The 25721-nt window shown below is 69.1% G+C and carries 20 protein-coding genes, 1 tRNA gene and 1 pseudogene; 10 read left to right on the forward strand and 12 right to left on the reverse strand.

The annotated features are described in order from the left end of the window. Nucleotides 1-30 precede the first annotated feature (30 nt). From ABS52_13040 to ABS52_13060, 5 genes are all read right to left on the reverse strand, one after another. A complete protein-coding gene (locus ABS52_13040) occupies nt 31-609 on the reverse strand; it encodes a hypothetical protein (GenBank protein ODT02624.1) in 579 nt (192 codons plus the stop codon). Nucleotides 610-686: 77 nt separating this feature from the next. Beyond that, nucleotides 687-3158: an endopeptidase La gene (locus tag ABS52_13045; protein ID ODT02582.1), complete on the reverse strand. Its 2472-nt coding sequence runs from the start codon at nt 3156-3158 to the stop codon at nt 687-689. Nucleotides 3159-3168: 10 nt separating this feature from the next. Then, on the reverse strand, nt 3169-4419 hold the full coding sequence (locus tag ABS52_13050; GenBank protein ODT02583.1) for an ATP-dependent protease ATP-binding subunit ClpX: 1251 nt from the start codon (nt 4417-4419) through the stop codon (nt 3169-3171). 145 nt (nt 4420-4564) lie between these two features. Beyond that, on the reverse strand, nt 4565-5194 hold the full coding sequence (locus ABS52_13055) for an ATP-dependent Clp endopeptidase, proteolytic subunit ClpP (protein ODT02584.1): 630 nt from the start codon (nt 5192-5194) through the stop codon (nt 4565-4567). A 178-nt stretch (nt 5195-5372) separates the two neighbouring features. Continuing rightward, a complete protein-coding gene (locus ABS52_13060; protein ODT02585.1) occupies nt 5373-6611 on the reverse strand; it encodes a trigger factor in 1239 nt (412 codons plus the stop codon). Nucleotides 6612-6758: 147 nt separating this feature from the next. On the opposite strand from ABS52_13060, the gene ABS52_13065 reads away from it, so the two are divergent. Further along, a complete protein-coding gene (locus tag ABS52_13065; GenBank protein ID ODT02586.1) occupies nt 6759-7301 on the forward strand; it encodes a hypothetical protein in 543 nt (180 codons plus the stop codon). Nucleotides 7302-7393: 92 nt separating this feature from the next. Here ABS52_13065 and ABS52_13070 read toward each other — a convergent pair. The 3 genes and pseudogenes from ABS52_13070 to ABS52_13080 form a co-directional block, all read right to left on the reverse strand. Beyond that, nucleotides 7394-8854, reverse strand: a pseudogene (locus tag ABS52_13070) (phytoene dehydrogenase). A gap of 52 nt (nt 8855-8906) precedes the next feature. Then, complete coding sequence (locus tag ABS52_13075) at nt 8907-9782, reverse strand: hypothetical protein (protein ODT02587.1); 876 nt, start codon at nt 9780-9782, stop codon at nt 8907-8909. 81 nt (nt 9783-9863) lie between these two features. Beyond that, complete coding sequence (locus ABS52_13080; protein ID ODT02588.1) at nt 9864-10790, reverse strand: hypothetical protein; 927 nt, start codon at nt 10788-10790, stop codon at nt 9864-9866. Between the two features lie 317 nt (nt 10791-11107). On the opposite strand from ABS52_13080, the gene ABS52_13085 reads away from it, so the two are divergent. The 3 genes from ABS52_13085 to ABS52_13095 all read left to right on the forward strand — a co-directional run bounded on the left by ABS52_13085 (nt 11108) and on the right by ABS52_13095 (nt 16480). Further along, nucleotides 11108-11443 (forward strand): hypothetical protein, encoded by a 336-nt coding sequence (locus ABS52_13085; protein ODT02589.1) that lies wholly within the window; start codon nt 11108-11110, stop codon nt 11441-11443. 474 nt (nt 11444-11917) lie between these two features. Then, the gene (locus ABS52_13090; GenBank protein ID ODT02590.1) at nt 11918-15103 is read left to right on the forward strand and encodes a hypothetical protein; all 3186 of its coding nucleotides are present in this window, start codon (nt 11918-11920) and stop codon (nt 15101-15103) included. A 15-nt stretch (nt 15104-15118) separates the two neighbouring features. Beyond that, nucleotides 15119-16480 (forward strand): hypothetical protein, encoded by a 1362-nt coding sequence (locus ABS52_13095; GenBank protein ODT02591.1) that lies wholly within the window; start codon nt 15119-15121, stop codon nt 16478-16480. Between the two features lie 82 nt (nt 16481-16562). Here the strand turns inward: ABS52_13095 and ABS52_13100 are convergent, their stop codons facing one another. From ABS52_13100 to ABS52_13115, 4 genes are all read right to left on the reverse strand, one after another. Continuing rightward, nucleotides 16563-16973 carry a hypothetical protein gene (locus ABS52_13100; GenBank protein ODT02592.1) on the reverse strand — a complete coding sequence of 137 codons (411 nt, stop codon included), beginning with the start codon at nt 16971-16973 and terminating at the stop codon, nt 16563-16565. An 85-nt stretch (nt 16974-17058) separates the two neighbouring features. After that, nucleotides 17059-17140: transfer RNA gene (locus tag ABS52_13105), tRNA-Leu, on the reverse strand. Between the two features lie 142 nt (nt 17141-17282). After that, nucleotides 17283-18863, reverse strand: a complete 1581-nt coding sequence (locus ABS52_13110; protein ODT02593.1) for a hypothetical protein — start codon at nt 18861-18863, stop codon at nt 17283-17285. Between the two features lie 312 nt (nt 18864-19175). Next, nucleotides 19176-21107: a molecular chaperone DnaK gene (locus ABS52_13115; GenBank protein ODT02594.1), complete on the reverse strand. Its 1932-nt coding sequence runs from the start codon at nt 21105-21107 to the stop codon at nt 19176-19178. A gap of 183 nt (nt 21108-21290) precedes the next feature. Between ABS52_13115 and ABS52_13120 the strand changes: the two genes are divergently transcribed. The 6 genes from ABS52_13120 to ABS52_13145 all read left to right on the forward strand — a co-directional run bounded on the left by ABS52_13120 (nt 21291) and on the right by ABS52_13145 (nt 25555). Beyond that, nucleotides 21291-22061 carry a rhomboid family intramembrane serine protease gene (locus ABS52_13120; protein ODT02595.1) on the forward strand — a complete coding sequence of 257 codons (771 nt, stop codon included), beginning with the start codon at nt 21291-21293 and terminating at the stop codon, nt 22059-22061. A gap of 49 nt (nt 22062-22110) precedes the next feature. Beyond that, the gene (locus tag ABS52_13125; GenBank protein ODT02596.1) at nt 22111-22398 is read left to right on the forward strand and encodes a hypothetical protein; all 288 of its coding nucleotides are present in this window, start codon (nt 22111-22113) and stop codon (nt 22396-22398) included. Nucleotides 22399-22426: 28 nt separating this feature from the next. Continuing rightward, a complete protein-coding gene (locus ABS52_13130; protein ODT02597.1) occupies nt 22427-22723 on the forward strand; it encodes a hypothetical protein in 297 nt (98 codons plus the stop codon). A gap of 209 nt (nt 22724-22932) precedes the next feature. Further along, nucleotides 22933-23694, forward strand: coding sequence for a deoxyribose-phosphate aldolase (locus ABS52_13135; protein ID ODT02598.1), 762 nt, complete (start codon nt 22933-22935; stop codon nt 23692-23694). A gap of 205 nt (nt 23695-23899) precedes the next feature. Further along, entirely contained in the window at nt 23900-24517 is a 618-nt protein-coding gene (locus tag ABS52_13140; protein ID ODT02599.1) for a hypothetical protein, read from the forward strand. Between the two features lie 3 nt (nt 24518-24520). Next, on the forward strand, nt 24521-25555 hold the full coding sequence (locus ABS52_13145; protein ODT02600.1) for an inorganic phosphate transporter: 1035 nt from the start codon (nt 24521-24523) through the stop codon (nt 25553-25555). Nucleotides 25556-25721: the final 166 nt, after the last annotated feature.

Genomic DNA, 25721 nt, shown 5'->3' on the forward strand with positions numbered 1-25721 from the left:
CATGCCGGCCGCCACCGTGCCGCCGCCCCCTCACCCCCCCTCCTTCCGCCACGCCGGCTCCGACACCAGCGCCACCACCGCCTCCGCCAGTTCGTCGCGCCCGGCCCCCGAGTGCGCGCTCGAGGCGATGACCTGCGCCTCGTCCACCCCCGTCGCCTCGAGGATGGCCTGGACCCGCTCGCGCCGCGCCGCCGCCCCCAGCTTGTCGACCTTGGTGATCACGACGAGCGTGGGGATCCCGAGCTCGGCCAGGTAGTCGAGCATCGCCAGGTCCTCGTCGTTGGGGTCGCGCCGGACGTCGAGCAGGAGGACGATCCCGCGCAGCTGGCCGGTCATGCGCAGGTAGCCGTCGATGAGCGGCTGCCACGAGTGCCGGCGGCTCTTCGACACCCTCGCGTAGCCGTACCCCGGGAGGTCGACGAGGACGAAGTCGTCGTTGACCTGGAAGAAGTTCACCTCCTGCGTGCGCCCGGGCGTGCGGCTCACGCGCGCGAACGCCTTGCGCCTGACGAGGAGGTTGAGCAACGACGACTTCCCCACGTTCGACCGCCCGATGAAGGCCACCTCGGGGAGCGCCTCCGGCGGGCGCCACCCCCCGCGCACCGCCATCCCCCCCAGGAATTGCAGGTGGCGGATGACGAGGGGGTCGCGCGGCGTGGCCGCCCGGTCGCCGCCGGCGGGCGCCATCAGTGCGCGACCTCGCCCGCGTCCGGCGCCGCGGCGCGCTCGCCGGCGGCGGCCGCGGGGCGCGGTGGGCGCGTCAGGGCGATCGCCAGCACCTCGTCCATCGCCTCGACCGGGTGGAAGGCGAGTCCCGCGCGCACGTCCTCGGGGAGCTCCTCCAGCTCTCGCGCGTTGAGGTGCGGGATGATCACGTCCGTGCGCTCGTTGCGCAGCGCCGCGACGGCCTTCTCCTTCAGCCCGCCGATGGGGAGGACGCGACCGCGCAGGGTGATCTCTCCCGTCATCGCGACCGTCCCCTTGACGGGGATCCCGCTCAGCGCGCTCACGATCGCGGTGGCGATCGCGATCCCGGCCGACGGGCCGTCCTTGGGTGTGGCCCCCGCCGGGATGTGGACGTGGATGTCGCGCGTCTTGTGGAAGTCGCGGTCGATCCCGAGCGCCGCGGCACGGGATCGGGCATAGCTGATGGCGGCGCCGGCCGACTCCTTCATCACGTCGCCGAGGGCCCCCGTCAGCTGCACACGCCCGCGTCCGGGAAGGACCGCCACCTCGATCTCGAGCACCTCCCCGCCGACGCTGGTGTAGGCCAGCCCGGTCGCCACCCCCACCTTGTCCTCGCGCGACAGGTCCTCCGGGTCGTACGGGGCCACCCCGAGGAACTCGCGCACGTCCGCGAGCGTCAGCGGGAGCGGCGCGCCCTCCGGCTCCCCCCCGCCGGCCGCCCCGCCTCCCCCTGCACCCACCGCCGCGCCCACCGCCGCGCCCACCGCCGCGCGCTCCACCCGCCGGCGCGCCAGCTTGCGCGCCACGCGCGAGATGCGGCGCTCCAGCTCCCGCACCCCCGCCTCGCGGGTATACAGCCGCACGATGGCGGCCAGCACCTCCGCCGGGACGTGCACCGCGGCCGGGTCGATCCCGTTGCGTTGCAGCTGGCGCGGGAAGAGGAACTGCCGCGCGATCGCGTGCTTCTCGTGGTCCAGGTACCCCGGGATGCGCAGGATCTCCATCCGGTCGCGCAACGGCTCCGGGATGGTCGCCAGCGAGTTCGCGGTCGTGATGAACAGGACCTGCGACAGGTCGTAGTCCACCTCGAGGTAGTGGTCGTTGAACGCCCGGTTCTGCTCGGGGTCGAGGACCTCGAGCAGCGCCGCCGCCGGGTCGCCGCGATAATCCTGCCCCAGCTTGTCGATCTCGTCGAGCAACAGCACGGGGTTCACCGTCTCGGCGCGCCGCATCGCCTGCAGGATGCGCCCCGGCTGCGACCCGATGTAGGTGCGCCGGTGGCCGCGGATCTCCGCCTCGTCGCGCACCCCGCCCAGCGACATGCGCACGAACTTCCGCCCCATCGCCCGCGCGATCGACCGTCCCATCGAGGTCTTCCCCACCCCCGGCGGCCCCACCAGGCAGAGGATCGGCCCCTCGAGCCGCCCCACCAGCCCCAGCACCGCCAGGTAGTCGAGGATCCGGTCCTTCACGTCGGCCAGCCCGAAGTGGTCCTCGTCGAGCACCTGCCGGGCATGGGCCACGTCGAGGACGTCGTCGGTCCGCTCGCCCCACGGGAGCGCGAGGACCCAGTCCAGGTAGTTGCGCACCACCGTCGCCTCGGGCGACATCGCCGCCATGCGCCGCAGCTTGCGCACCTCGCGCAGCGCCCGCGCCTTCACCGCCTCGGGCAGCCCCTTCTCCTCGACCTTCGCCTCCAGCTCCTCCGTGTCGTCGCCCTCGTCTTCCCCCAGCTCGCGATGGATCGCCCGCAGCTGCTCCTGCAGGTAGAACTCGCGCTGGTTCCGGAAGATCGAGCCGCGCACGTCGTCGTCGATCTTCCGCTCGAGGCGGAGAATCTCCAACTCGCCCGAGATCACCTCGAGCAGCCCGTCGTACAGCTCGGCGAGCGTCAGCGACTCCAGCAGGCGCTGGCGGATCTCGTGACGGACCGCGAGGTGCGCGGCGACGACACACGCCGTGCGCTCGTCGTCGCCAGGGGTGCTCGCCGCCTGCAACACCTCCTGCGGGATGCGGCGCTGGAGGGCGACGTACTCCTCGAAGCGCTCGAGCGCCTGCCGCGCCACTCCGCGCTGCTCGGCGGGGAGCGATTGGCCCCCCCACGGCGCGGGGGAGAGCGCGGCCTTGAGCACCCCGTCCTTCGCGGTGATGCGCGTCAGGCGAACGCGGGCCAGCCCCTCCACCACCACCTTCACCGTCCCGTTCGGGAGGCGCGACGCCTGCGTCATCCGCGCCACCACCCCGGTGCGATAGACGTCCGCGGCGACCGGATCGGCCACGTCGGCCGACTTCTGCGCGACCAGGACCACGTACCGGTCGGCGCGCCACGCCTGTTCTACCGCCCCGAGCGACCCCGCTCGCCCCACCAGGAAGGGCATCACGACGTACGGGAAGACCACCACGTCCTTCAACGGAAGGACGGGGAGGCGGTCGGGAACGTCGTAGCTGTCGGAGGCGCGGGTGAGCCTCACGTTGGGCGCCTCACGCTTCCTTCTTCTGCCGCTTCGGCTGGATCTCGAGAAGGGGCGGTGCGCCGTGCACGATGCAAGCCTCCGTGACCTTCACCTCGACCACGTCCTCGCGGCTCGGGAGGTCGAACATGATCTCGAGTAGCGTCTCTTCGAGGATCGCCCGAAGTCCGCGTGCCCCGGTCCCACGCTTGAGCGCCTTCTGCGCCACCGCACGCAGCGCCGACTCCTCGAACGTGATCTTCACGTCCTCCAGCTCGAAGAGCTTGTGGTACTGCTTGGTGAGCGCGTTCTTCGGCTCCTTCAGGATCTTGACCAGAGCCTCCTCGTCCAGCGCCTCGAGGGGGACGACCACCGGCATGCGCCCCACCAACTCGGGGATCAGCCCGTAGCGCAGGAGGTCGTCCGGCTCCACCTCGCCGAACGGGGTCTTCTGGACCTCCTCCTCGCTCGCCCCTCCACCCTCGCTGTTGCCGAAGCCGATCTGCCGACGCCCGGTGCGGGCCTCGATGATCTTCTCGAGCCCGTCGAATGCGCCGCCGCAGATGAACAGGATGTCCTTGGTGTTGATCTGGATGTACTCCTGCTGCGGGTGCTTGCGCCCCCCCTGCGGCGGGACCGAGGCCACCGTCCCCTCGAGGATCTTGAGGAGCGCCTGCTGCACCCCCTCGCCCGAGACGTCGCGCGTGATGCTCGGGTTCTCGCTCTTGCGGGCGATCTTGTCGATCTCGTCCAGGTAGACGATCCCGCGCTCGCACTCGGCCACGTTGAAGTCACCGGCCTGCAGCAGGCGGACCAGGATGTTCTCCACGTCCTCCCCCACGTACCCCGCCTCCGTCAGCGTGGTGGCGTCGGCGATGGTGAACGGGACGTCGAGGATGCGGGCCAGCGTCTGCGCCAGGAGCGTCTTGCCGACCCCCGTGGGGCCGATGAGGAGGATGTTCGACTTGTCCAGCTCGACGTCGGAGTCGCGCGACGCTCCCGAGTTGATCCGCTTGTAGTGGTTGTAGACCGCCACCGACAGCGCCTTCTTCGCCTGCTCCTGCCCGATCACGTACTGGTCCAGGACGTCCTTGAGCTCCCTGGGCGTCGGGACCTGCGTGATCGCCTCCGCGACCTCGCGCTCATCGTCCTCGGCAAGGATCTCGTTGCAGAGGGCGATGCACTCGTTGCAGATGTAGACGGACGGCCCGGAAATGAACTTCCGGACGGAGTCCTTCGACTTTCCGCAGAAGGAGCAGCGCAGGTGTTTATCGTGCGACATGGCGCTGGCGTAAGAGACGGGGGGAGCCAGACCCGGGGATCCGGGCCTCCGATAAGTAGTAGACGGGTTTCGGGCTGGTCAAGCAAAAAGCGGCGGGTCCGCTGGTGACGTAAGCCACCAGCGGCCCCATCCGGAGCCCGGCGGGTCAGCCGGCGACCGTGGGCCCCTTGGCCCCGTCGCCGATCTCGACGCGGTGGGCGACGATGTTGTCGATCAGCCCGTACGCCTTGGCGTCCTCGGCCGACATCCAGCGGTCACGATCGGTATCCTTCTCGATCTGCTCGATCGGCTGCCCCGTGTGCTTGGCCATCAAGCCGTTGAGCTTCTGGCGAAGGTACAGGATTTCCTTGGCCTGGATCTCGATGTCCGACGCCGTCCCCCCGCCACCGCTCTGGGACGGCTGGTGGATCATGACGCGCGAGTGGGGGAGCGCCGAGCGCTTCCCCGGGGCCCCGGCCGAGAGGAGGAAGGCCCCCATGCTCGCCGCCATTCCCATGCAGATCGTGCTGACCGGCGACCGCAGGAACTGCATCGTGTCGTAGATGGCCAGCCCCGCCGACACGCTCCCGCCCGGGGAGTTGATGTACAGGCTGATGTCCCGCCCCGGGTTGTCGGCATCCAGGAAGAGGAGCTGGGCGATGATGATGTTGGCCACGTCGTCGTTCACCGGGGTCCCCAGGAAGACGATGCGATCCATCAGCAGGCGGCTGAAGATGTCGTACGAGCGCTCGCCGCGGCTGGAGCGCTCGATGACGTACGGGGGGTAGATGCTCATGGGACGGGAGAGGGGAGACGGGAGACGGGAGGGCGCGCCGCTGCGCGGCACGCCGGACCCCGGTGCTTCCTCAGGTACTTGGCAGGCGGGAGGCGAAGAGTCGACCGATCCGGCAATCGGGATGCCCGCGGGGCATCCCACTCCCGTCTCCCGACTCCCGTCTCCCGTCCGACTTATCCTACTCGATCGTGTTTCGTTCGAACAACCACGCGAAGACCTTGTCCTCGGTGATACCCCGCTCGAGCTCGGAAAGACGCTGCGCCTTCTGCAACTGCGCGTAGAGCTGCCCCGGATTGACCCCGCGCTTCCCGGCCATCTCGGTCACCTTGTCGTCGATGTCGCCCTCGGTCGCCTTGAGCTGCTCGGATTCCGAGATGGTGTCGATGACCATGTCGCGGCGGACCTGGCGCTCAGCGGTGGGGCGGAATCCCTGCGCGAAGCGATCGTGCTCCTCCTCGGGGATCTTGTACATCTCGGCGTAGCCGTGGACCAGCTGGGCCACCCAGCTCGGCGGGACGTCGAACGGGTTGGCGCCGATGATCTCGTCGAGGAGCTTCTGGCGCACCTCGGCGTCCGACTCGCGCTTGGCCGCCTCCTCCATGTCCTCGCGCACGGCGGCGCGAAGCGCGTCGAGCGACTCGAAATCGCCCATCTCGCGGGCGAAGGCGTCGTCGAGGTCGGGGAGCGTCTTCCGCTTCACGTCCGTGAGCTCCACCCGGACCTTCTTGGTCTTGCCGCGCTGCGCCTCGTCGGGGAAGTCTTCCGGCCACTTCACCGGGCGCTCTTCCGCCTGCGAGGGCTTGAGCTCCATGATCACTTCCTCGATGCCCGGAATGGCCTGCCCGCCGCCGAGGACGATGCGGTACTCGCGCCCCTCGGGCATCTCGCCGCTGTCTTCCGCGGTGGCCAGGAGGACGGTGACCATGTCCCCTTCCATCGGCTTGTCTTCCACCGGCGACCAGGTGGCGCGCTGCTCGCGGATCTGCTCGATCTGCTGCTGCACGTCGTCGTCGGTGACCACGCGATCGGTCCGGGCGATCTTGAAGCCCGAGGTGGCCGTGAGCTTGACCTCGGGGCGGAGCTCGAGGTGCAGGTCGAAGGTGACCGGGGCGTCGTCCTCGAACTTGAGGTCGTGGATGTGCGGCTGCGTCGCGACCTGCAGCTTTTCGCGCTCGAGGACTTCCTTGTAGGCGTCCTGCACGAGGACTTCGATCGCCTCACTGCGAATCGCCTCGCCGAAGCGCTTCATCACCATCCCCACCGGCGCCTTGCCGGGGCGGAAGCCGGGGATCGAGACGCGGCCGGCAAGCTTGCGCGCGGCCCGCTCCTTGGCTTCGTTCACTGCTTCGATGGGGATGGTCACCTGCAACAGGCGCTCGGCCCCCTCGGCCTTCTTGGATTCGATGGCGATGTTCATCGTAGAGTGCGTGACGGCCGGGACGATCCTTCGGGATCGGTCGACCGGCCGCGGAGTACAAGTCGAAATCGAAGCTGAAAGGTAACCTCAGCGGAGGGCGGGTCAAAGGCATCCACCCCCCTCCACTCACTCACCAGCCACTCGCCCATGACCTTCCTGCGACGCACCCTGCAGCAGGCCGTCTTCCCCCTCGTCTTTTCCGCCGCGCTCGCCGTCCCGGCGGCCACCACCCTCCAGGGCCAGGCCCCGCGCGAGGGGCGCACGCTCGTCTCCCTCAATCCCCTTGGCCTCCCGTTCAAGTACGTCTCGGGAGAGGTGGAGCAGAAGGTGAGCGCCATCGCCACGATCGGCGGTTCCGCCTCGTACCTCGACATCGGCGACGGGTCCTATTCGTCGTTCGAGGCCAAGTTCCGGCTCTACCCCAACGAGCAGGCGTTCAAGGGATTCTCGATCGGCATCGCCGCCGGCATTTCGCGCGTGGCGGAGTCGTTCTCGAACGCACAGGACCGCTCCGAGTCGGCTCCCACGATCGCGGTCATCGCCGACTACAACTGGCTGCTCGGCAAGACCGAGCGCGTCCTCGTCGGGACCGGGGTCGGGGCCAAGCGCATCTTCGGCGACGACGCGGGGTTCAGCGACGTCAACTTCGCCTATCCGACGCTCCGCTTCCAGGTCGGCGTCCTGTTCTAGCCGTCGCCTCGCCGACCCGCGCGCGCCACGGCGATCACCTCGGCGCGCGCCGCGTTGGCTGCCGGCTGCGCCACGTCCAGGCCGGCGGCGCCCCCGATGAGGTCGGCCACGATCTTGCCCGACGACAGCACCCCCGGGAGACCGGCCCCCGGGTGCGTCCCTGCCCCGGCAAAGTACAGGTTGGGGATGTCCTCGCTGACGTTGTGCGGGCGCATCCAGGCCGACTGCAGCAGCGTCGGCTGCACCGAGAAGGCGCTCCCGAGGTGCGAGTTGAGCGTGTCGCGGAAGTAGAGCGGGTCGATGTGCCGCTCGGTCACGATGTGCCGCCGCAGGTTCGGGAGGTAACGCTCCTCGAGGTAGCGGAAGATCCGTTCGCGGTACGCGCTCGCGGTCGTGCGCCAGTCCGTCGTCCCGCCCAGGTGCGGAACGGGGGAGAGCACGTACCAGCAGTCGCCCCCCGGCGGGGCGAGCGAGGGGTCGGTGGCCGACGGGCGGTGCAGGTAGAGCGAGAAGTCGTCGCTCAGGACCTTGCGGTCGAAGATGTCGTGGAGGAGCTCGCGATACCGTGGCCCCATCAGGATCTCGTGGTGTGCGATGTCCTCGTACTTCCGGTCGGTCCCGAAGTAGCTGACGAAGAGCGACATCGAGTACTGCTTGCGCGAGAGCCTGGCATCGGTGTTCACCCGGCGGTGCCGCGGTGCGACCAGGCGCATGTACGTGAAGGCGACGTCGCCGTTGCTCACCACGGCGTCGGCGGGGAGGAACTCCCCCCCGGCCAGCCGCACCCCCGTCGCCCGCCCGGTGCGATCGTCGACGACGATCTCCTGCACTTCGCGCTCCAGCTGCAAGTCGCCGCCGATCCCGGTGAAGAGCGTCGCGAGCCCGCGCACCAGCGCCCCCGTCCCGCCCATCGCGAACCAGACGCCCCACTTCTTCTCGAGGTGGTGGATGAGCGCGTAGATGGACGTGCTGGAGAACGGGTTCCCCCCGATGAGCAGGGGATGGAAGGAGAAGACCTGCCGCAGCCGTTCGTCGCGGATGAACTGGTTCACGTACGAGGCCACCGACTTGTGCGCCTGCAGCCGCACCAGGTCGGGTATCACCTTGAGCATGGCGCCGACCCGGTGGAACGGCTGGTCGATGAGCTCGAACCCCTTCTCGAAGATGCGCTCCGTCGACGCGCTGAAGCGCAGGAAGCCCTCGACGTCCCCCGGGTCGAAGGCTCGCACCTGGCGCACGAGCGCGTCCACGTCGCCGCTGTAGTGAAAGACGGAGCCGTCCTCGAATCGCACGTTGTAGTACGGATCGAGCGGGACCAGCTGCACGTAGTCGGCGGTGCGCCGCCCGCACAGGGCGTACAGGTCGTCGACGAGCCATGGCGCGGTGATGATCGTCGGCCCCGCGTCGAAGGTGAAGCCGTCCTGCTCGAAGACGTAGGCGCGCCCGCCCGGCTTGTCGCGCTTTTCGAGGATGGTGACGTCGTGGCCCTGCGCGCGCAGCCGGATGGCGGCGGCCAGTCCGCCGAAGCCGGCGCCGATGACGAGGATGTTCACGTACGAACGAGAAGACGAGAAGACGAGAAGACGAGAAGGCGGGAAGACGGACTCAGGCCAGGGCGGGTTCGGGCTGGTCGGGGAGGCGCTGGGTGCCTAACGATCCGGCGCGCACGGCGAGGGCGACGGGGACCAGCATGGCGAGCGTGCCGAACACGGCCGCCCATACCATCCCGTCGCGGGCGCAGATGGCCACCGGCATGATCCCGTTGACGGCATACAGCACGATCGGGAGCGAGCTCGGGCTCAGGCGCGCCGCCAGCAGCGAGGGCGGCGCGAACGCCAGGATGAGGCGCGCGATGATCACCCCGGTCACGAACCACCCGACCCAGTTGGAGAGCGGCATGCCGTAGAACACGTCCTTCGTGAAGAAGGCGACGATGGGGGCCGGCAGGGCGCTGCGCGTGAACACGTCGCCGTCACCCCAGATCCAGTGCAGCGTCTTCACCATCGCCGGGTCCATCGAGACGTCCCACGCCACGAGGACGAGCCCCGCGGCCAGCGACCACTTCCACTTGGTCATGCGGTCGTCGCGCGCCGCCATCAGTCGCCCGACGATGGCCAGCGACCCGATGATCATGTAGAACCACGAGATCGGGATCGGGAACGGGACCAGTCCGAGGATGCGTGTCCCGAGGAGGGCGGTGTACTGGTATTCCCCGAACGGAAGCCCGGTACTGGTGCCGAGCAGTTCGGAGCCGAGGGCGATTCCCGACGCCACGAGGAACATCGGGAGCGAGCGGCGCCACCCGATGCGCCCCGCCAAGTGGAGCAGCGCGGCGATGGCGCCGAGGACGACGTACGTCGGGCCCGAGAACTTCCAGGCCAGACGATAGACGGTGGCGTTGGGCTCCTGCGCCAGCCACGCCGGCATCGGCCCCCTGAGGAACGTGGTGAGGGCGATCGTGGAGAAGGCGATCAACGCCACGTGCGCGACGAGAAAGCCCGGGGCGGCGCGGCGGGCCCAGCGGAGCGACGGGGAGTCAGTCATGGCGGAGTGCATCGGTGGTCAGGCAACGGACGGAGTCGCGGTGTGGCGCTCGCGCGCGAGGGCGGCCGGTGCCACCGGCCCCAGCCACGCCCGTGCGAGCACGCCCGCCCGCCCGATCCACCCGACGCTCGCACGCCGGGTGATGTTGTCACAGTCGTGGCGCTCGATCGCGTCCAGGATCGAGGCGTATCCGATGGCGCAGGCGTTGGCGCAGCGTTGCGCGTCGGGCAAGAGGAGGGCAATCCCCGGGGCGGCTGCCTGGTAGAGCGAGCGCGCCCGGTCGATCTGCATCCGGGTGAAGGCGATCCAGCGTTCCCGGCGCTCGAGCACGCGCCGGCCGAGCACGTCCGTGGGGGTGAAGCCGTAGTCGGCGAGCTCCTGCTCGGGGAGGTAGCAGCGCTGGCGGCGCGCGTCCTCTCCCACGTCGCGGAGGATGTTCGTCAGCTGCATGGCCGTTCCCAGCGTCCGCGCGTAGGCGATGGCCGACGCCAGCGACGCGTCCCCTCGCACTCCCCACACGTAGGTGCACATCTCGCCCACCGACGAGGCGACGCCCTCGCAATAGCGCTCCAGGGCGGGCCACGAGACGTAGCGGCAGCCGTCCAGGTCGCGCGCTACCCCGTCGAGCAGCTCGTCGAGCGAGGTGCGCGGGACGCCGAATCGATGCGACGTCCACGCGATTTCGCGAAAGACCGGTGAGGCCGGGCGTCCGTGGTAGGCGGCGTCGAGCCCGCGCCGGTGCCCGGCGAGCCGCTCCCGTGCGTGCGCCAGCGCCGTCCCCCGCAGCGTCACATCGTCGACGAAGTCATCGGCCAGGCGGCAGAAGGCGTAGAGCGCCATCGCTCCGCGGCGCTTCTCGGGCGGGAGAAAGCGACTGGCGAGATGGAACGTCCGCGAGTGCGACCGGAGGATGCGTTCGCAGTACTGGGCGTCGGCGACGGGCATGCAGGTCTGGTACGGGGAGTCGGACGGCTTCTGCGTGGAAAACGCGCGGCGCGGCCGGGAGTTCCGGCCGTGTGTGCCGAAAACATGGCGAACTGCGTGCCACGAAGGCGGGCGGGGCAGGGGGAACGGCGCGAGCGATCCCCCCGGTATCCCGCCGGCGGGGGGGCACGCCTTTCATATGGAGGGGTGGAGGCGCCGCCCGGCACACCGCGGGAGGGGGAGCCCCTTCGCTGGTCCGCCCGCGGGTGCGACACCAGCGCCACCGGCCGGGCGGCGGGAGCGCGCCGCCGCCCGCTGTCGGCCGTTTCGCGGGATGCATGGGGCAGTTTGGGGCGGCGCGCGATGCCGTGTCGCTCGCGCGGGGCGTCGCGCCGTCCCGCCCGCGTGCCGCGTGCGCTGCACCTTTCGGCGCGGCCGTGAGCACGGCGGCGATCGCGTTGCAGCTGCGAGCGACGCGCGCGTCGCGGGACACGGACGTGCGCGTCGCAGGACACGGACGTGCGCGTCGCAGGACACGGACGCGCGCGTCGCGGGACCCGGACGCGCGTTTCGCGGGACACCGGCGCGACGGCGTCGGCGTGCCGCGTGCGGCGTTCGGCACCATCGCCCTCCCTACCCGGACGGGTGGGAGATGCGCCATTCGGTTAGGGTGAAGAAGACGTAAAGGCCGCCTCGTCCCCCGCGCGAGATTTCGCGGCTCCGATCGGCCCTTGGAGCGGGGCACCCCCACCCCGGACGGCGCGAACGCCGCCTGCCTATCCCGTTGTAGTCGAAGCACTTGCGCAACAGCAAGCCCGTGGGGCGTGGCCGAGGCACCCCCCAGCCGGGCCGCCCGCCTCCGGACCGCGTGCCACGGCACTACGGGCCGAGGACGAGAGCGGAGGAGTCGGCCGGGCGTGCGGACGGCGGGGCCTTTGGCGCCTTCATTGACAGTGACGCCTGGCGCCCGTATTCAAGGGCGTTCGCGCCCGGGTTTGGAACGACCGCCGGAACGGGAGGCCGGTCGTGCGATGCCAATGAAGGCCCACGTCGTTCCGTGGCTCGTCGCGAAAACCCCACTCTCAATCGGTTGCCCCAAACCACCGCATGCGGGAGGTCGCATGACAAGAATCGTTCGCTGGGGAGGAATGCTCGTCGCCGCGCTCGTGGCGTCGATGAGCGTGCACTCCACGACGCTGCTCGCCCAGGGCGCGAGCGTCGGTACAATCGAAGGGACCGTCACCGATGCCGGGACCGGTCGCCCCGTCGAGGGAGCGCAGGTCGCGGCGACGGCCGTCGGCATCGGCGCGCTCACCAACGCGCAAGGGCGCTATCGGCTGCAGAACGTCCCGGCGCGCACCCTCGACGTGCGGGTCCGGATGGTCGGCTACTCCCCGATGGCCAAGTCGGTCACGGTGACCGCGGGCGGCTCGGCGACGCTCGACTTCGCCATCTCGCAGTCCGCGTTGCAGCTGCAAGCCGTCGTCACCACCGGCACCGCCGGCGCGACCGAGGTCAAGCGCCTCGGGAACACGGTCGCCACGATCGACCCGCCCAAGTTCGCCCCGATCCGCACCGCCACCGAGCTCCTGCAGGGGCGTGAGCCCGGCGTGGTGGGGATCTCGTCCAGCGGGCTGACGGGCGAGGCGATGAAGATCCGCATCCGCGGAAACGCCTCCCTCACGCAGTCCAACGAGCCGATCGTCTTCGTCGACGGCATCCGCGTCAGCTCCGGCGGGACGAGCGGCGGCGGCGCCACGCTCTCCAACCTCGACGCCATCGACCCCAACACCATCGAGCGGGTCGAGATCCTCAAGGGCGCGGCGGCGGCCACGCTGTACGGGACCGAGGCGTCGAACGGCGTGATCCAGATCTTCACCAAGAAGGGGTCGGCGGGGGCGCCGAAGTGGGACATCACCATCGGCCAGGACTTCTCCCGCTATCCCACCAACCGCATCGACGACAACTGGGGGGTTCCCACCCGCCAGGGGCAGCTCGACTCGCTCAAGAAGCTGTGGGGGCGCAACGACCTCGCGCTCTTCACCCCCTTCAGCGAGCCGCTCCAGCGCAACTACTTCGAGACCGGCTCGGCGCAGACCGTGAACGTGTCGGTCACCGGCGGCACCCAGAACCTCAACTACCTGGCCTCGGGGAACTTCAACAAGGATGACGGGCCGTGGGCCGCGCAGCGCCTCCAGGGCCTCGCCAATGACCTCGTGCGGCGCAGCGGCGGGCGCTCCACGGTCGGCTTCTTCCCGACCCCCAAGCTCCGCATCGGCGCCACCGCGAGCTACGTCAACACCTACGCCAATCGCCCGCAATACGGCAACAACATCTACTCGCCCGTCACCCTCCTCGAGTTCTCGAAGCCGGAACTGGGCGAGTGCCGCAACTCCGACCCGACGGGGACCGATCCCGATCTCGGCGTCAAGTCGCCCGGCGTCTGCAAGATCGCGGGCAACCCCACCGGGTCGCCCAACGCCTTCGGCACGCCGCGCGAGACGGCCAAGAAGCTCAACGAGATCTTCGCCGACCGCTTCATCTCGTCGGTCGACGTGCTGTACACCCCCGTCCCGTCGCTCAACCTGACGGCCACCTTCGGCGTCGACTACACCAGCCAGACGATCAACCAGTTCCAGCCGTTCGGTTACAACGTGGACGGCGTGATCGGCGACGACGTCTTCGGCGACAAGGGGATCTACGACACCAACAACCGGCAGGTCACGCTCGACGTCAAGGCGAACTGGACGCGCGACTGGGGGAACTTCAACTCCGCCTTCGTCGCCGGCCTGCAGGGCTTCGTCACCAAGGCGAAGTACCCCGGGAGCTTCGGCTACGACTTCCCCGGCCCGGGGATTGCCCGCACCGACGCCGCCGGCTACCAGTTTGCGTCTGACGGCATCCTCGAGACGGTGAACGGCGGCTACTTCGCCCAGGAGCAGGTCGGGTACAAGAACTACCTCTTCGTCACCGGCGGCGCGCGCTACGACTATTCCAGCGCCTTCGGCAAGACGGCGGCGGGGGTCCTCTACCCGAAGGTGTCGGTCTCCTTCGTTCCCACCGACTTCGTCGGCCACGGCTTCGGCCCCGTCTCCTCCTGGCGCCTGCGCGCCGCCTGGGGACAGTCCGGACGCCAGCCCTCGGCCTTCGCCAAGTTCACCACCTTCTCCGCCCAGACCGGCCCCGCCGGCGCCGGCCTCCGCCCGGACAACCTCGGCAACCCCGATCTCAAGCCCGAGGTCGCGACGGAGATCGAGGGCGGGACGGAAGTCGGCTTCCTCAACGACCGCTTCGGCATCGAGGCGACGTACTGGAAGCGCCGCGTCGACGACCTGCTCTTCAACCTGCAGTATCCGCCGTCCGGCGGCTTCACCAACGCCCAGCTGACCAACGTCGGCGTCCTCGACGCCCATGGCACCGAGATCGGCGTCAAGGGCTTCATCATCCAGCGGCCGGGGCTCTCCCTCGACCTCTTCGCCAACGTCGCCTTCCTGAAGCAGGAAGTCGTCTCGTTAGGTACGGCGCCCGAGCTCAAGACCGGCGGGTCGTACGCGCGTATCCGCGGCTACATCAAGCCCGGCTATGCCCCGGGCGAGTTCTTCGGCGCCAAGCTCAAGACGGTGCCCGCCGGCTCGCTCCCGTACGACCTCAACAAGGACGGCGTGCCGGATACGGAAGCGCAGATGCTCGCCTTCCTCGCGACGCCGCGCGACTACACGGCGCTGTTCAATGGCTCGGTCATCATGACCGAGAACGGGCTCAATTCCGACCTGGGCAAGCCCACCCCCGACTACACCGGCTCGTTCGGCGGGACGCTCTCGTTCATGCGCAACTGGCGCCTGTCGACACTCTTCGAGTACAAGGGGGGGAACTACACCTACTGGTGCCTCATCTGCGGCTTCCGCAATGCGTCGCCGGTGGGAACCAACTCGGAGCTCTTCGCCAAGACGCGGGCCACGCTCCTCAACCCGGCCAGCACCGCGCAGCAGCGCCTCGCGGCGGCCAAGACCTGGGCCACCGAGCTGGCGTCGCTCACGCCGTACCAGGGACTCAACGAGGTCTCCGACGGCGACTTCCTGCGCTTCCGCGAGCTCAGCCTCACGTACTCCGCACCACCCAGCGTGACACAACGCTTCGGCGGGCGCGAAATGTCGGTGACGCTCACCGGACGCAACCTCATGCTCTGGACCAAGTACCAGGGCGTGGACCCGGAAGTGACCTATTCGGGCGGCGGTGGCTCCTCGGGGGTCGACGAGAACTTCGTCGAGTCCATCGACGCATTCGGCTTCCCGCTCCCCCGGCGCTTCGGGCTCTCCGTCCGCATTGGCTTCTAACCGAGACGAATACGCATGATGCCCATGATCAAGCTCATCGCACGCGACGTCTCGCCTCGAATTCGGCGGACGCTCCTGCTGGGGGCGGGCACCGTCCTGCTGGGCGGCTGCACCAGCATCCTGGAAGTCGACAATCCCAACAACGTCTCCGCCGGCGCGCTCGACGTGCCGACGGCGGCCAGCGCCATCGTGAACGGGGCGATCAACACCAACGCCAACGCGATGTCGTCGCTCCTCAATGCCTACAACATCATCTCGGACGAGACCTTCCAGACGGGGTCGCGCGACGACTACCGCCTGCTCGACACCGGGGGCATCGAGGTCAACACCAACGAGTACCTGCAGGCGTCGTACCTGATCGCCATGCGGGCGCGCTGGATGTCCGAGCAGGCCATCGCCAAGGTCAACAAGTTCAAGGCCGAGGGGACGCTGCTCGACCAGCAGTTGCTGGTGAGGGCGTACATGATGGGCGCGCTCATCTACGACGAACTCGCCAACATGTTCGACGACGCCGCGATCTCCGATCGCACGGTGGCGGGGAAGAACCTCGGCGAGATGGGGATGGTGCAGCTGTACGACTCGGCGCTGAAGTGGCTCGACGCCGGCGCCACCATCGCCACCGGTGACAACCGGGCGGACCTCCTTGGGCTCCGCGCGCGGGTGAAGTTCGACCGCGCCGTGTGGCTCAAGCTCAACCCGCCGGGGACCACGCCGGCCAACCCGCTCATCAACGACGCCGGCGCCAACGCCGATGCGGCGGCGGCGATTGCCGCGATGGCGGGCGACTACCGCTTCGACCTCCTGGTCGACAACTCCAACTCCGGCGACGACGCGTCGGGCGGCGTCGGGTTCGAGATGAACTCGCGGGTGGAGCACACCCCCGACACGGCCGCGTTCGTGACGATCAACCTCACGAACAAGAAGCCGACGGCCATCATCGCCAAGGACCCGGTCACCGGGCAGCTCGATGCCGCGGCGGTGAAGCAGCTCGGTCGCTTCATCTTCGCCGACGACATCAATCACCCGCCCATGACCGTCGTCTCGAAGCGCGAGATGTACCTCATCCTCGCCGAGGCGGCGCTGGCGCAGGGGAACAACGCGGCCTTCGACACCAACATCAACGCGCTCCGGGCCCTGGACGGCAAGGTGCCGTACACGGGAACGGGCCCCACCAGGTTGCAGCTGTTGCAGTGGGAACGGCGCGTCCAGCTCATCTTCCAGGGGCGGCGCCTGAACGACATGTACCGCTTCGGCATCAAGGACCCGCGCTGGGTTTCCACCTCGGTGGCGGTGCGCAAGCCGGGGTGCCTCCTCCCCATCCCGCTCCTCGAGCGCGAGGCCAACCGGGAGATCACCGGAACGCCCGTGTGCCAGTGACCTGAACGGCACCATGAGATGAAGAGAGGGGGTGGCCCGCCTGCCGGGTCACCCCCTCTCCTCATGTCGGGCGCGCGCAGCGCTAGGGGTTCGGCGTCGGGCGCGGGCCGGTTCCGGTGCTCGCCTGTCCCGTCGAGCGGGCAATCGCGACGATGATGCTCACCGCCGCTGCACCGAGCGCGGTCGACGCGACGATCGTCCGTCCACGCGAGAGCTGTCGCGAGCGCAGCTGCTCGATGTCGTCACCAGTCAGGTGCAAGGATTCGCCTTCCCAGGTCGAGGGCTGCACCTCGCCGCGCCGGCGCACGGAGAGGAGGGCCAGCGTCACCCCCGTGGCGTCGGACGAGGTCACCGTCCCCTCAACCTGGCTCACGTTTCGCCCCAGGCGCGGCTCCAGGCTCACGGCGCCGCGGGTCGTGACCTCCACGGCGACGTGCGCGCCCGGGCTCAGCGACGTGAGGGGGGTCGCGACATAGCGGTAGCAGCCCGTCACGACGCTGAGGCCAAGGACGACAACCGGCGCAATTCGACGCACGCACTCCTCCGACGTTCCAATACCCTGAGGGCCTTCGAGACGATGCGAGAGCCGGGACTCGAACCCGGACGGGTTTCCCCACTGGATCCTAAGTCCAGTGCGTCTACCAATTCCGCCACTCCCGCGACACGCCATCCACCATCCCTCCCCGACAGCGGGGAAGCCGGCGAGAAGCTAACGGTGGGGGGAGGAGGGCGACAGCACGAGGCCCGATGCACGCCGGTGCATCGGGCCTCGCTCGCTGCCGCCCCCACGCCCTGCCGAGACCTACTCCGCCCCCACCTTCAGGCTCACGACCCGCGTGCTCTGCGTCTGGGCGTTGTACACCAGCAGGCTCACGTACTCCCCGTCGCGCACCTTGGACAGGACGCCCTGCAGGTCGTCGGTCGTCCGGATGGCCCTGCGCGGGGCGGGGTAGATCACCTCGACGATGATGTCGATTCCATTGGGGACGAACTGCTGTCGGGCGGTCCCCTGCGGGTCGACGTCGACGACGCGGAGCCCGCGACGCTCCTCGGGGACCCGTGCCTGGCGTGCGAACTCCGCCGAGACGGGCTCCACCGTGATCCCGAGCTTGCTCGCGTTCGTCCCGCCGCGGGACGGGGCCGAGTCGTCATCGCCCCGGTCGGCGCTCGCGAGCTGCGTCGGCTCGCTCGGCGCCTCGGCCAGCTTGACCTTGAACGTCTTGCGCTGGCCATAGCGGAAGACCTCGAGCTCCACCACCTCACCCGGCTCGTGCGAGCGGATGATGCGCTGCAGCGCCCCCACGCGGGCGGCCGGCTTGCCGTCGGCCTTGAGGATGATGTCGCCCTCCTGCAGCCCCGCCTTGCGGGCGGGCGAGTCGTCCGAGGTATAGCCGCCGACCAGCACCCCCGACACTTCGGGGAGCTTGGCCGCGGCCGCCACGGCCGCCGTCACCTCACTGATGCTCACGCCGATGACCGCGCGGCGAATGCGCCCGTGCTTGATGAGGTCGTTCATCACGTCGCGCGCCAGCGAGATCGGAATGGCGAAGCCGTACCCCTGGTAGTAGCCGGTGCGCGTGGCGATGGCGCTGTTGATCCCGACCACCTCGCCGCGGATGTTGACCAGCGGGCCGCCGGAGTTGCCGGGGTTGATCGCGGCGTCGGTCTGGATGAAGTCGGAGATGGCGTACTGGTTGCGGAGGACGTCGATGTCCGAGGTGCCGCGCCCCTTGGCGCTGATGATCCCCGCGGTCACGGTGTGCTCCAGGCCCAGCGGGTTGCCGATGGCCAGCACCCACTCGCCGACGCGCGTCTGGTCGTCGCTGCCTAACGCGGCGACCGGGAGGCCGGAGGCGCCGTCGATCTTGATCACCGCCACGTCGGTCGTCGAGTCACGCCCGATGAGGCGCGCCTTGAACTCGCGGTTGTCCGTCAGCCGCACGCGGAGGCGGTCGAAGTTGGCCACCACGTGGTTGTTGGTCAGGATGTAGCCGTCCGCCGACACGATGAAGCCCGATCCGCTGGACTGCATGGGCTCCTGCTGTCGCGGATCGAACTGCTGGAAGAAGTCCTCGAGCCCCGGCGGCGCCTGGCGCCGCTGCGGGCTCCGCTGGACACGCCGGGGCTCGCTCCGCTCGGCCTCGATGGAGACCACGGCGGGCGTCACCTGCTCGGCGATGCCCACGAACGAGGCGTTGAGCGACTCCACGTTGGCCGGCGGCGTGTATGCCTTGACGTCGCTGGCCGGGCGCACCAGGCCCCGCGCCTGCTGCGCGTAGCCGAACGGCGTGAGATCGAAGCCCGACGCGAACACCAGGCCGCACGCGAACGCGATCGCGACGGCACCAACCAGCTTGAGGCGAGAGGCAATCGAAGTGGACATGGTAGAGGGGCAGAAGACGAGAAGACGAGAAGACGAGAAGACGCGGGGGGGGACGGTCGATGTCGCGGGGTGAGCGGCCACGACGCCGGACGGTGTGGTGCGTGACGCGCGACATCGGCTGCCGGATGCCCGCGAACATCGCCGGCCTACGACACTAGTCACCGGTCGCGCCCGGGATGGTTGCTACCCCTACACTATCAATAAGTGTCGGAGGTCGGTACCCGGTTCCACTGGGCCCGACCTCCGGGTGCTTCTGGGCCCGCCGAGGGGGCGCGGCGGTGGTATGATGCCGCGCCTTTCCTGAACGGGCGATTACGACTTCTTGCTGTCGTCGACGATCTCGTAATCGGCCTCGACGACGTCCTCGGCCTTGCCGGTGCCGGCTTCCGCCCCGCCCGCCGCGGGCTCACCCGCCGCCCCCCCCTCGGCCTGCTGCTGCGCGTAGAGCGAGCGGCCGGCCTCCTGGTACGCGGTGGACAGCTCCTCCAGCGCCGCCGTGATCTCTGCCATGTCGTCGCCCCGGTGCGCCTTGCGGGCACGCTCCACGGCGCCGTCCAGGCGCGACTTCATCTCCGGCGCGAGCCGTTCGGCCCACTCCTTCGAGTTCTTCTCCACCTCGTAGGAGAGCGAGTCCAGGCGGTTCCGCGTGTCGATCTCCTCGCGGCGCTTCTTGTCCTCCGCCTGGTTCTTCTCCGCGTCCTTCACCATGCGGTCGATCTCGTCCTTCGAGATGCCGCTCGAGGCCTCGATGCGGATCTTCTGCTCCTTGCCGGTCGCCTTGTCCTTGGCCGAGACGTGGAGGATGCCGTTGGCGTCGATGTCGAAGCCGACCTCGACCTGCGGCATGCCGCGCGGGGCGGGGGGAATCCCCGTGAGCTGGAACTTTCCGACCGTCTTGTTGTGGATGGCCAGCTCGCGCTCGCCCTGCAGGACGTGGATCTCGACCGTCGTCTGGTTGTCGTCGGCCGTGGAGAAGACGTCGGTCTTGCGCGTCGGGATCGTCGTGTTGCGCGGGATGAGCACCGTCATCACGCCGCCTAACGTCTCGATGCCGAGCGAGAGCGGGGTGACGTCGAGCAGGAGGACGTCCTTCTGCTCGCCGGTGAGGACGGCGCCCTGGACGGCGGCGCCGATGGCCACGACCTCGTCCGGGTTGACCCCCTTGTTGGGCTCCTTGCCGAAGAAGTCCTTCACCGCGGCCTGGATCTTCGGGATGCGCGTCGAGCCGCCGACGAGCAGGACCTCGTCGATCTCCGACGGCTTGAGCCCGGCGTCGGTGAGCGCCTTCTTCATCGGCTCGAGCGTCCGCTGGATGAGGTCATCCACCAGCTGCTCGAACTTGGCGCGCGTCAGCTGGTAGTTGAGGTGCTTGGGCCCCGACTGGTCGGCGGTGATGAAGGGGAGGTTGATGTCGGTCGACATGGTCGACGACAGCTCGCACTTCGCCTTCTCGGCCGCTTCCTTGAGGCGCTGGAGCGCCATGGGATCCTTGGACAGGTCGATCCCCTGGTCGCGCTTGAACTCCGTCACGAGCCAGTCGATGACGCGCTGGTCGAAGTCGTCGCCCCCCAGGTGCGTGTCGCCGTTGGTGGACTTCACCTCGAACTGGCGCGTCCCCTCGACGTCGTAGAGCTCGAGGACGGAGATGTCGTACGTCCCGCCGCCGAGGTCGAAGACGGCCACCTTCTCGTCCTTCTTCTTGTCGAGGCCGTAGGCGAGCGCCGCCGCGGTGGGCTCGTTGATGATGCGCAGGACGTCGAGCCCCGCGATCTTCCCCGCGTCCTTGGTGGCCTGGCGCTGCGAGTCGTTGAAGTAGGCCGGGACGGTGACGACGGCCTTGGTGACCGTCTGCCCCAGGTAGTCTTCGGCGGTCTGCTTCATCTTCTGCAGGATCATCGCCGAGATCTCGGGTGGGGTGAAGCGCTTGCCCCCCACTTCCACGGCCGCGAGGTCGTTGGGGCCCGATTGGACCGCGTACGGCACCCGCTTCGACTCCTCGGTCACTTCGCTCGCCTTGCGCCCCATGAAGCGCTTGATCGAGAAGACGGTGTTCTTGGGATTGGTGACGGCCTGACGCTTGGCGATCTGGCCAACGAGGCGCTCGCCGTCCTTCGTGAAGCCGACCACCGAGGGGGTGGTACGCCCACCCTCCGAGTTGGGGATCACGACCGGGTCGCCCCCTTCCATGACCGCGACGACCGAGTTGGTGGTCCCCAGGTCGATGCCAATAACCTTGTCTGCCATGATGGATTCCGAATGAGTAGATGGACCGGGCGCTGATGCTCCCTCCTGCCTCAGGGCAATTCCGGGACCGCAGAACGGCGTCACTTTGGCAGAGAACCCTGACGGAACAGCACGGCGACTGTCGGTTCTTGCGCATTCCGATCGGGGGCGCGAGCGTCCGGGCGCTCCCATCACTCCGCAGCCATGATCCCGCTCAGCGACGAGAACCCGACGCTCCACACGCCCTACATGACCTACGTCATCCTCGGGGCGATCCTGGCCACGTGGGTGCTGGTGCAGGGGGCGGGGCTCGACTCGGCGACCCTGGCCGCGACGGTCTGCAATCTCGGGATGGTACCGGGCGAGCTGACCCACCGCGCCCCGTTGGGGTCGGGGATCCCCATCGGCCCGGGGATGGCGTGCATCGTGGACGACTACCCGATCAACGTCCTCACCCCCGTCACCTCGATGTTCCTGCACGGGAGCTGGATCCACCTGCTGGGCAATTCGCTCTACCTCTGGGTCTTCGGGAACAACGTCGAGGACAGCATGGGGCACCTGCGCTTCCTGGCGTTCTACCTGCTGTGCGGGCTGGCTGCCGCGGGATCCCACATCCTCCTCGACCCGACCTCCCCGATCCCGACGGTTGGGGCGTCGGGGGCCATCTCGGGGATCATGGGGGCGTACCTCCTGCTCTATCCGAACGTGCGCGTGAAGATGCTGATCCCGATCTTCCTGTACCCGTGGATCACCCACATGCGGGCGTGGATCGTCCTGATCTGGTGGTTCGGGCTGCAGGTCCTGAGCGGACTCCCGCAGCTGATGTCGCTAAGGCGGGAGGTGTCGGGGGGAGTGGCGGTCTGGGCGCACGTGGGGGGCTTCGTGGCGGGGGTGGTCCTGATTCGGCTGTTCGAGGACCGCGAGCTGGTGCGACGTCGGCGTGCGGTGGCCGACGCGCGCGGCACCTGGGGGTGATGGGCTCACCCCACTACCCCGAGGCGTCGGTCGCCCCCACCTTTGCCGCATGCATCTCGCGCGCGTCCTCGGACGCCTCGTATCGACCGTGAAGCAGGAGACGCTGGCGGCGATTCCGCTGCAGTGGATCCAGCCGATCTCCGCGTCCGGTGAAGCGGCGGGGAGAGCGCTCGTGGCGGTGGACCGCATCGGAGCCGGACCGGGTGAGGTGGTGGTCTACATCACCTCGCGCGAGGCGGCGATGACGCTCGACGAGCCGTTCGCGGCGGTCGACGCCGGGATCGTCGCCAAGGTGGACTGGTGCAACCTGGGACAGGAGCGGACGCTCGATGCGTAGCGCGCTGTCGGGACGATAAGGGGGAGCGGTGTTCCTGGCCCGCGTGGTTGGCGACGTGGTGGCGACCCATCGGCATGGCGAGCTGGGGGGGCGGAAGCTCCTCCTGGTCCGCCGTCTCACGGCGGAGGGGGCTGAGGAGGGGGGCGAGGTGATCGCCCTCGACGTGATTGGGGTCGGGGTGGGGGAGCGGGTACTGGTGGTGCAGGAGGGGGGGGCGGCGCGTGCGCTCTCCGGGAGTGCGCGCATCCCCGCGCAGGCCGTGGTGGTGGGCGTGGTGGAGCGGGTCGATCTGGCAGATGGCGAGGTCCCGGAGGAGGGACGGTGACAGACAGGCTACAGGAGTTGGCGCGGGAGATCGCGCGGGAACTGGCGATGGGGGATTCGGCGAGGGGCGCTTCGCCGCGGGGGGCCCCCCCCGCGAAGCACGATAGCGCATCACCCTCCTCCACCCCCCACCACTCCATCGCCGACCGAATCGTTTCCGCAGCATCGCGTCCTGCGGCACCGGTCGGCCCCCCGCCGGGGGTCACCTTCGTGCGCGAGAACGCACGCATCGCCGACTTCATCGACCACACCCTCCTCAAGGCCGAGGCGACCTCGCGGGAGATCGACAAGCTCTGCGACGAGGCCAAGGAGCACCGGTTCGCCGCCGTCTGCGTCAACCCGGTGTGGGTGCGCCGCGCCGCCAATCGCCTCGGGGGGACATCGGTGCAGGTGGCGACGGTGATCGGCTTCCCGCTGGGGGCGAACACGCCGGAGGTCAAGCGCTACGAGGCGGCGCAGGCGGTGGCGCATGGCGCGACCGAGCTCGACATGGTCGTCGCCCTCGGGCCGCTCAAGAGCGGCGACTGGAACCACGTCGCCGATGACATCGCCGCGGTGGTGGAGGGGGCGGCGGGGACGCTTGTGAAGGTGATCATCGAATCGGCCGCGCTGTCGCCCGTCGAGATCATAAAGGCGTGCGCGATCGCGAAGGAGATGCGGGCCCAGTACGTGAAGACCTCGACCGGCTTTCACGCCGCTGGCGGGGCGAGCGCCGAGGCGGTGGCGCTGATGCGCCTCGTGGTCGGGGACAGCATGGGGGTGAAGGCGTCGGGCGGGGTACGCGACTGCGAGGCCGCGCTGAAGATGATCGTGAACGGTGCCACCCGTATCGGGACGTCGAGCGGGGTCTCGATGGCCAAGTGTCTCGGGCAGGGACCGCTGCCGCTGAACGACCTCCTCTCCCTGGCCTCGCAGCACTCCACCGGGTGCGTGACGTGTGCGCAGGGCGGTGGCGCCCCCGCCCTCTACTGAGCGCCGCGCCGCCTCGGGGACGGGGGCGTCGGGTCCCGCGGCGATGTCGGGTAATGTCCGCCCCCGTCGACCGAAGTCGCTCCTGCCGCCGCCATCCACCGGCGGGTAGTTTTTTGTCACGGCCGCAGCAGGACTTCGTAACGACCCGGGCCATGGCGGATGGGGGGACCATCCGCACGGTGTCGTCACCAGCAACAGATCTCCCGTGGCATTCCGCCTGATTCCCCGTGACGAGGGGTTCTTCGACCTCTTCAACGAGCTCTCTTCCAAGCTCATCACTTCCGCGGCGCTCCTCCGCGACCTGTTCACCCAGCCCGAGCGTGTCGACGAGCTCGTGGCGGCCATCAAGGACGTGGAGCACGAGGCCGACCATATCGCCTACGAGGTCAGCACCCGCCTCGACAAGAGCTTCATCACGCCGCTCGACCGCGAGGACATCCACCGCCTGACGCAGGAGCTGGACAACGTCGTCGACCTGATCGACGGAACGGCGCGACGGGCGCGCATGTTCCACCTGACCGAGACGCGGGAGCCGGCGCGCAAGCTGTGCGAGCTCGTGGTCGAGTCGGTGCGCCAGATCGAGAAGGCGGTCGTGGAGATCAAGAATCCGCGCGCGGTGGCGGTGAGCACGCGCGAGGTGAAGCGGCTGGAGGCCGAGGGCGACACCATCTACCACAATGCGATGGGGGAGCTGTTCAAGGGGCGCCCCGACCCGCTCGACGTCATGAAGTGGAAGGAGATCTACGACACGATCGAGGAGACGCTGGACCGGTGCCAGACGGTGGCGATCGTGCTCGAGAGCATCTCCCTCAAGAATTCGTAGGCCGTGGTCACCTACATCGTCGCGATCATCGCGATCGCGTTCGTTTTCGACTTCATCAACGGCTTCCACGACTCGGCCAACTCGATCGCCACGATCGTCGGGACGCGCGTCCTGAGTCCGCTGACGGCCGTCGTCTGGGCCGCGTTCTTCAACTTCGTGGCTGCCTTCACGGTGGGGACGGCGGTGGCCAAGACGATCGGGAAGGGGATGATCGACATCTCGGTCGTCACGCCGAACGTGATCCTCGGCGGGTTGCTGGGGGCGATCGTCTGGAACCTGATCACCTGGTGGTTCGGGCTGCCGAGCAGCTCGTCGCACGCCCTCCTGGGCGGCTACGCCGGGGCGGCGACGGCCAAGGCGGGGTCCGGGGCGATCATCGTCGCCGGGTGGACCAAGACGGTCATCTTCATCTTCCTGTCGCCGATCATCGGGATGGTGTCGGGGTTCCTGCTGATGACGGCGATCTACTGGACCTTCCGGAACGTCTCGCCGCGTCGGGTGGACTCGATCTTCCGCAAGGTGCAATTGGGGAGCGCCGCCCTGTTCTCGCTGTCGCACGGGGCCAACGATGCGCAGAAGACCATGGGAATCATCGTGGGGCTCCTCGTCTCGAGCAGCGCGGCCTTCGCCGGCGAGACCGGGTGGCTGCGGCACCTGTACCTCCCCGACGGCGACCACGTCCCCCTGTGGGTGGAGATGGGGGCCTACAGCGCCATCGCGCTGGGGACGCTCTTTGGGGGGTGGCGGATCGTCCCCACGATGGGGAGTCGCATCACCAGGCTTCGCCCGGTGGGGGGGAGCGCGGCGGAGACGGCGGGCGCGTTCACCATCCTCCTGGCCACGATGTTCGGCATTCCGGTGAGCACCACGCACACCATCACCGGGGCGATCATGGGGGTGGGGGCGACCTCGCGCCTGAGCGCGGTGCGCTGGGGGATCGCCGGCCGCATCGTGTGGGCGTGGATCATGACCATTCCGGCGGCGGCGGCGATATCGGCGCTGTGCCTCGTGCTCCTCGAGCGGGTGCATCCGCTGTAGTCCGCGACGGTCGCGCGGCGCGGGGAACCCTCGGGGCGCCCCGGCGCCTCGCGGGCGACCACTCCGGCGCTTGGGCGCGCCCTTCCCGGCTGGACGCGCCCTCGGCCGGCGTGGCACCTTTGTGACACGCCGGTCGCTGTTCCGTCGTTAGCTTGAACGACGGAAC

This window comes from Gemmatimonadetes bacterium SCN 70-22 (assembly GCA_001724275.1).
Lineage (GTDB): Bacteria > Gemmatimonadota > Gemmatimonadetes > Gemmatimonadales > Gemmatimonadaceae > SCN-70-22.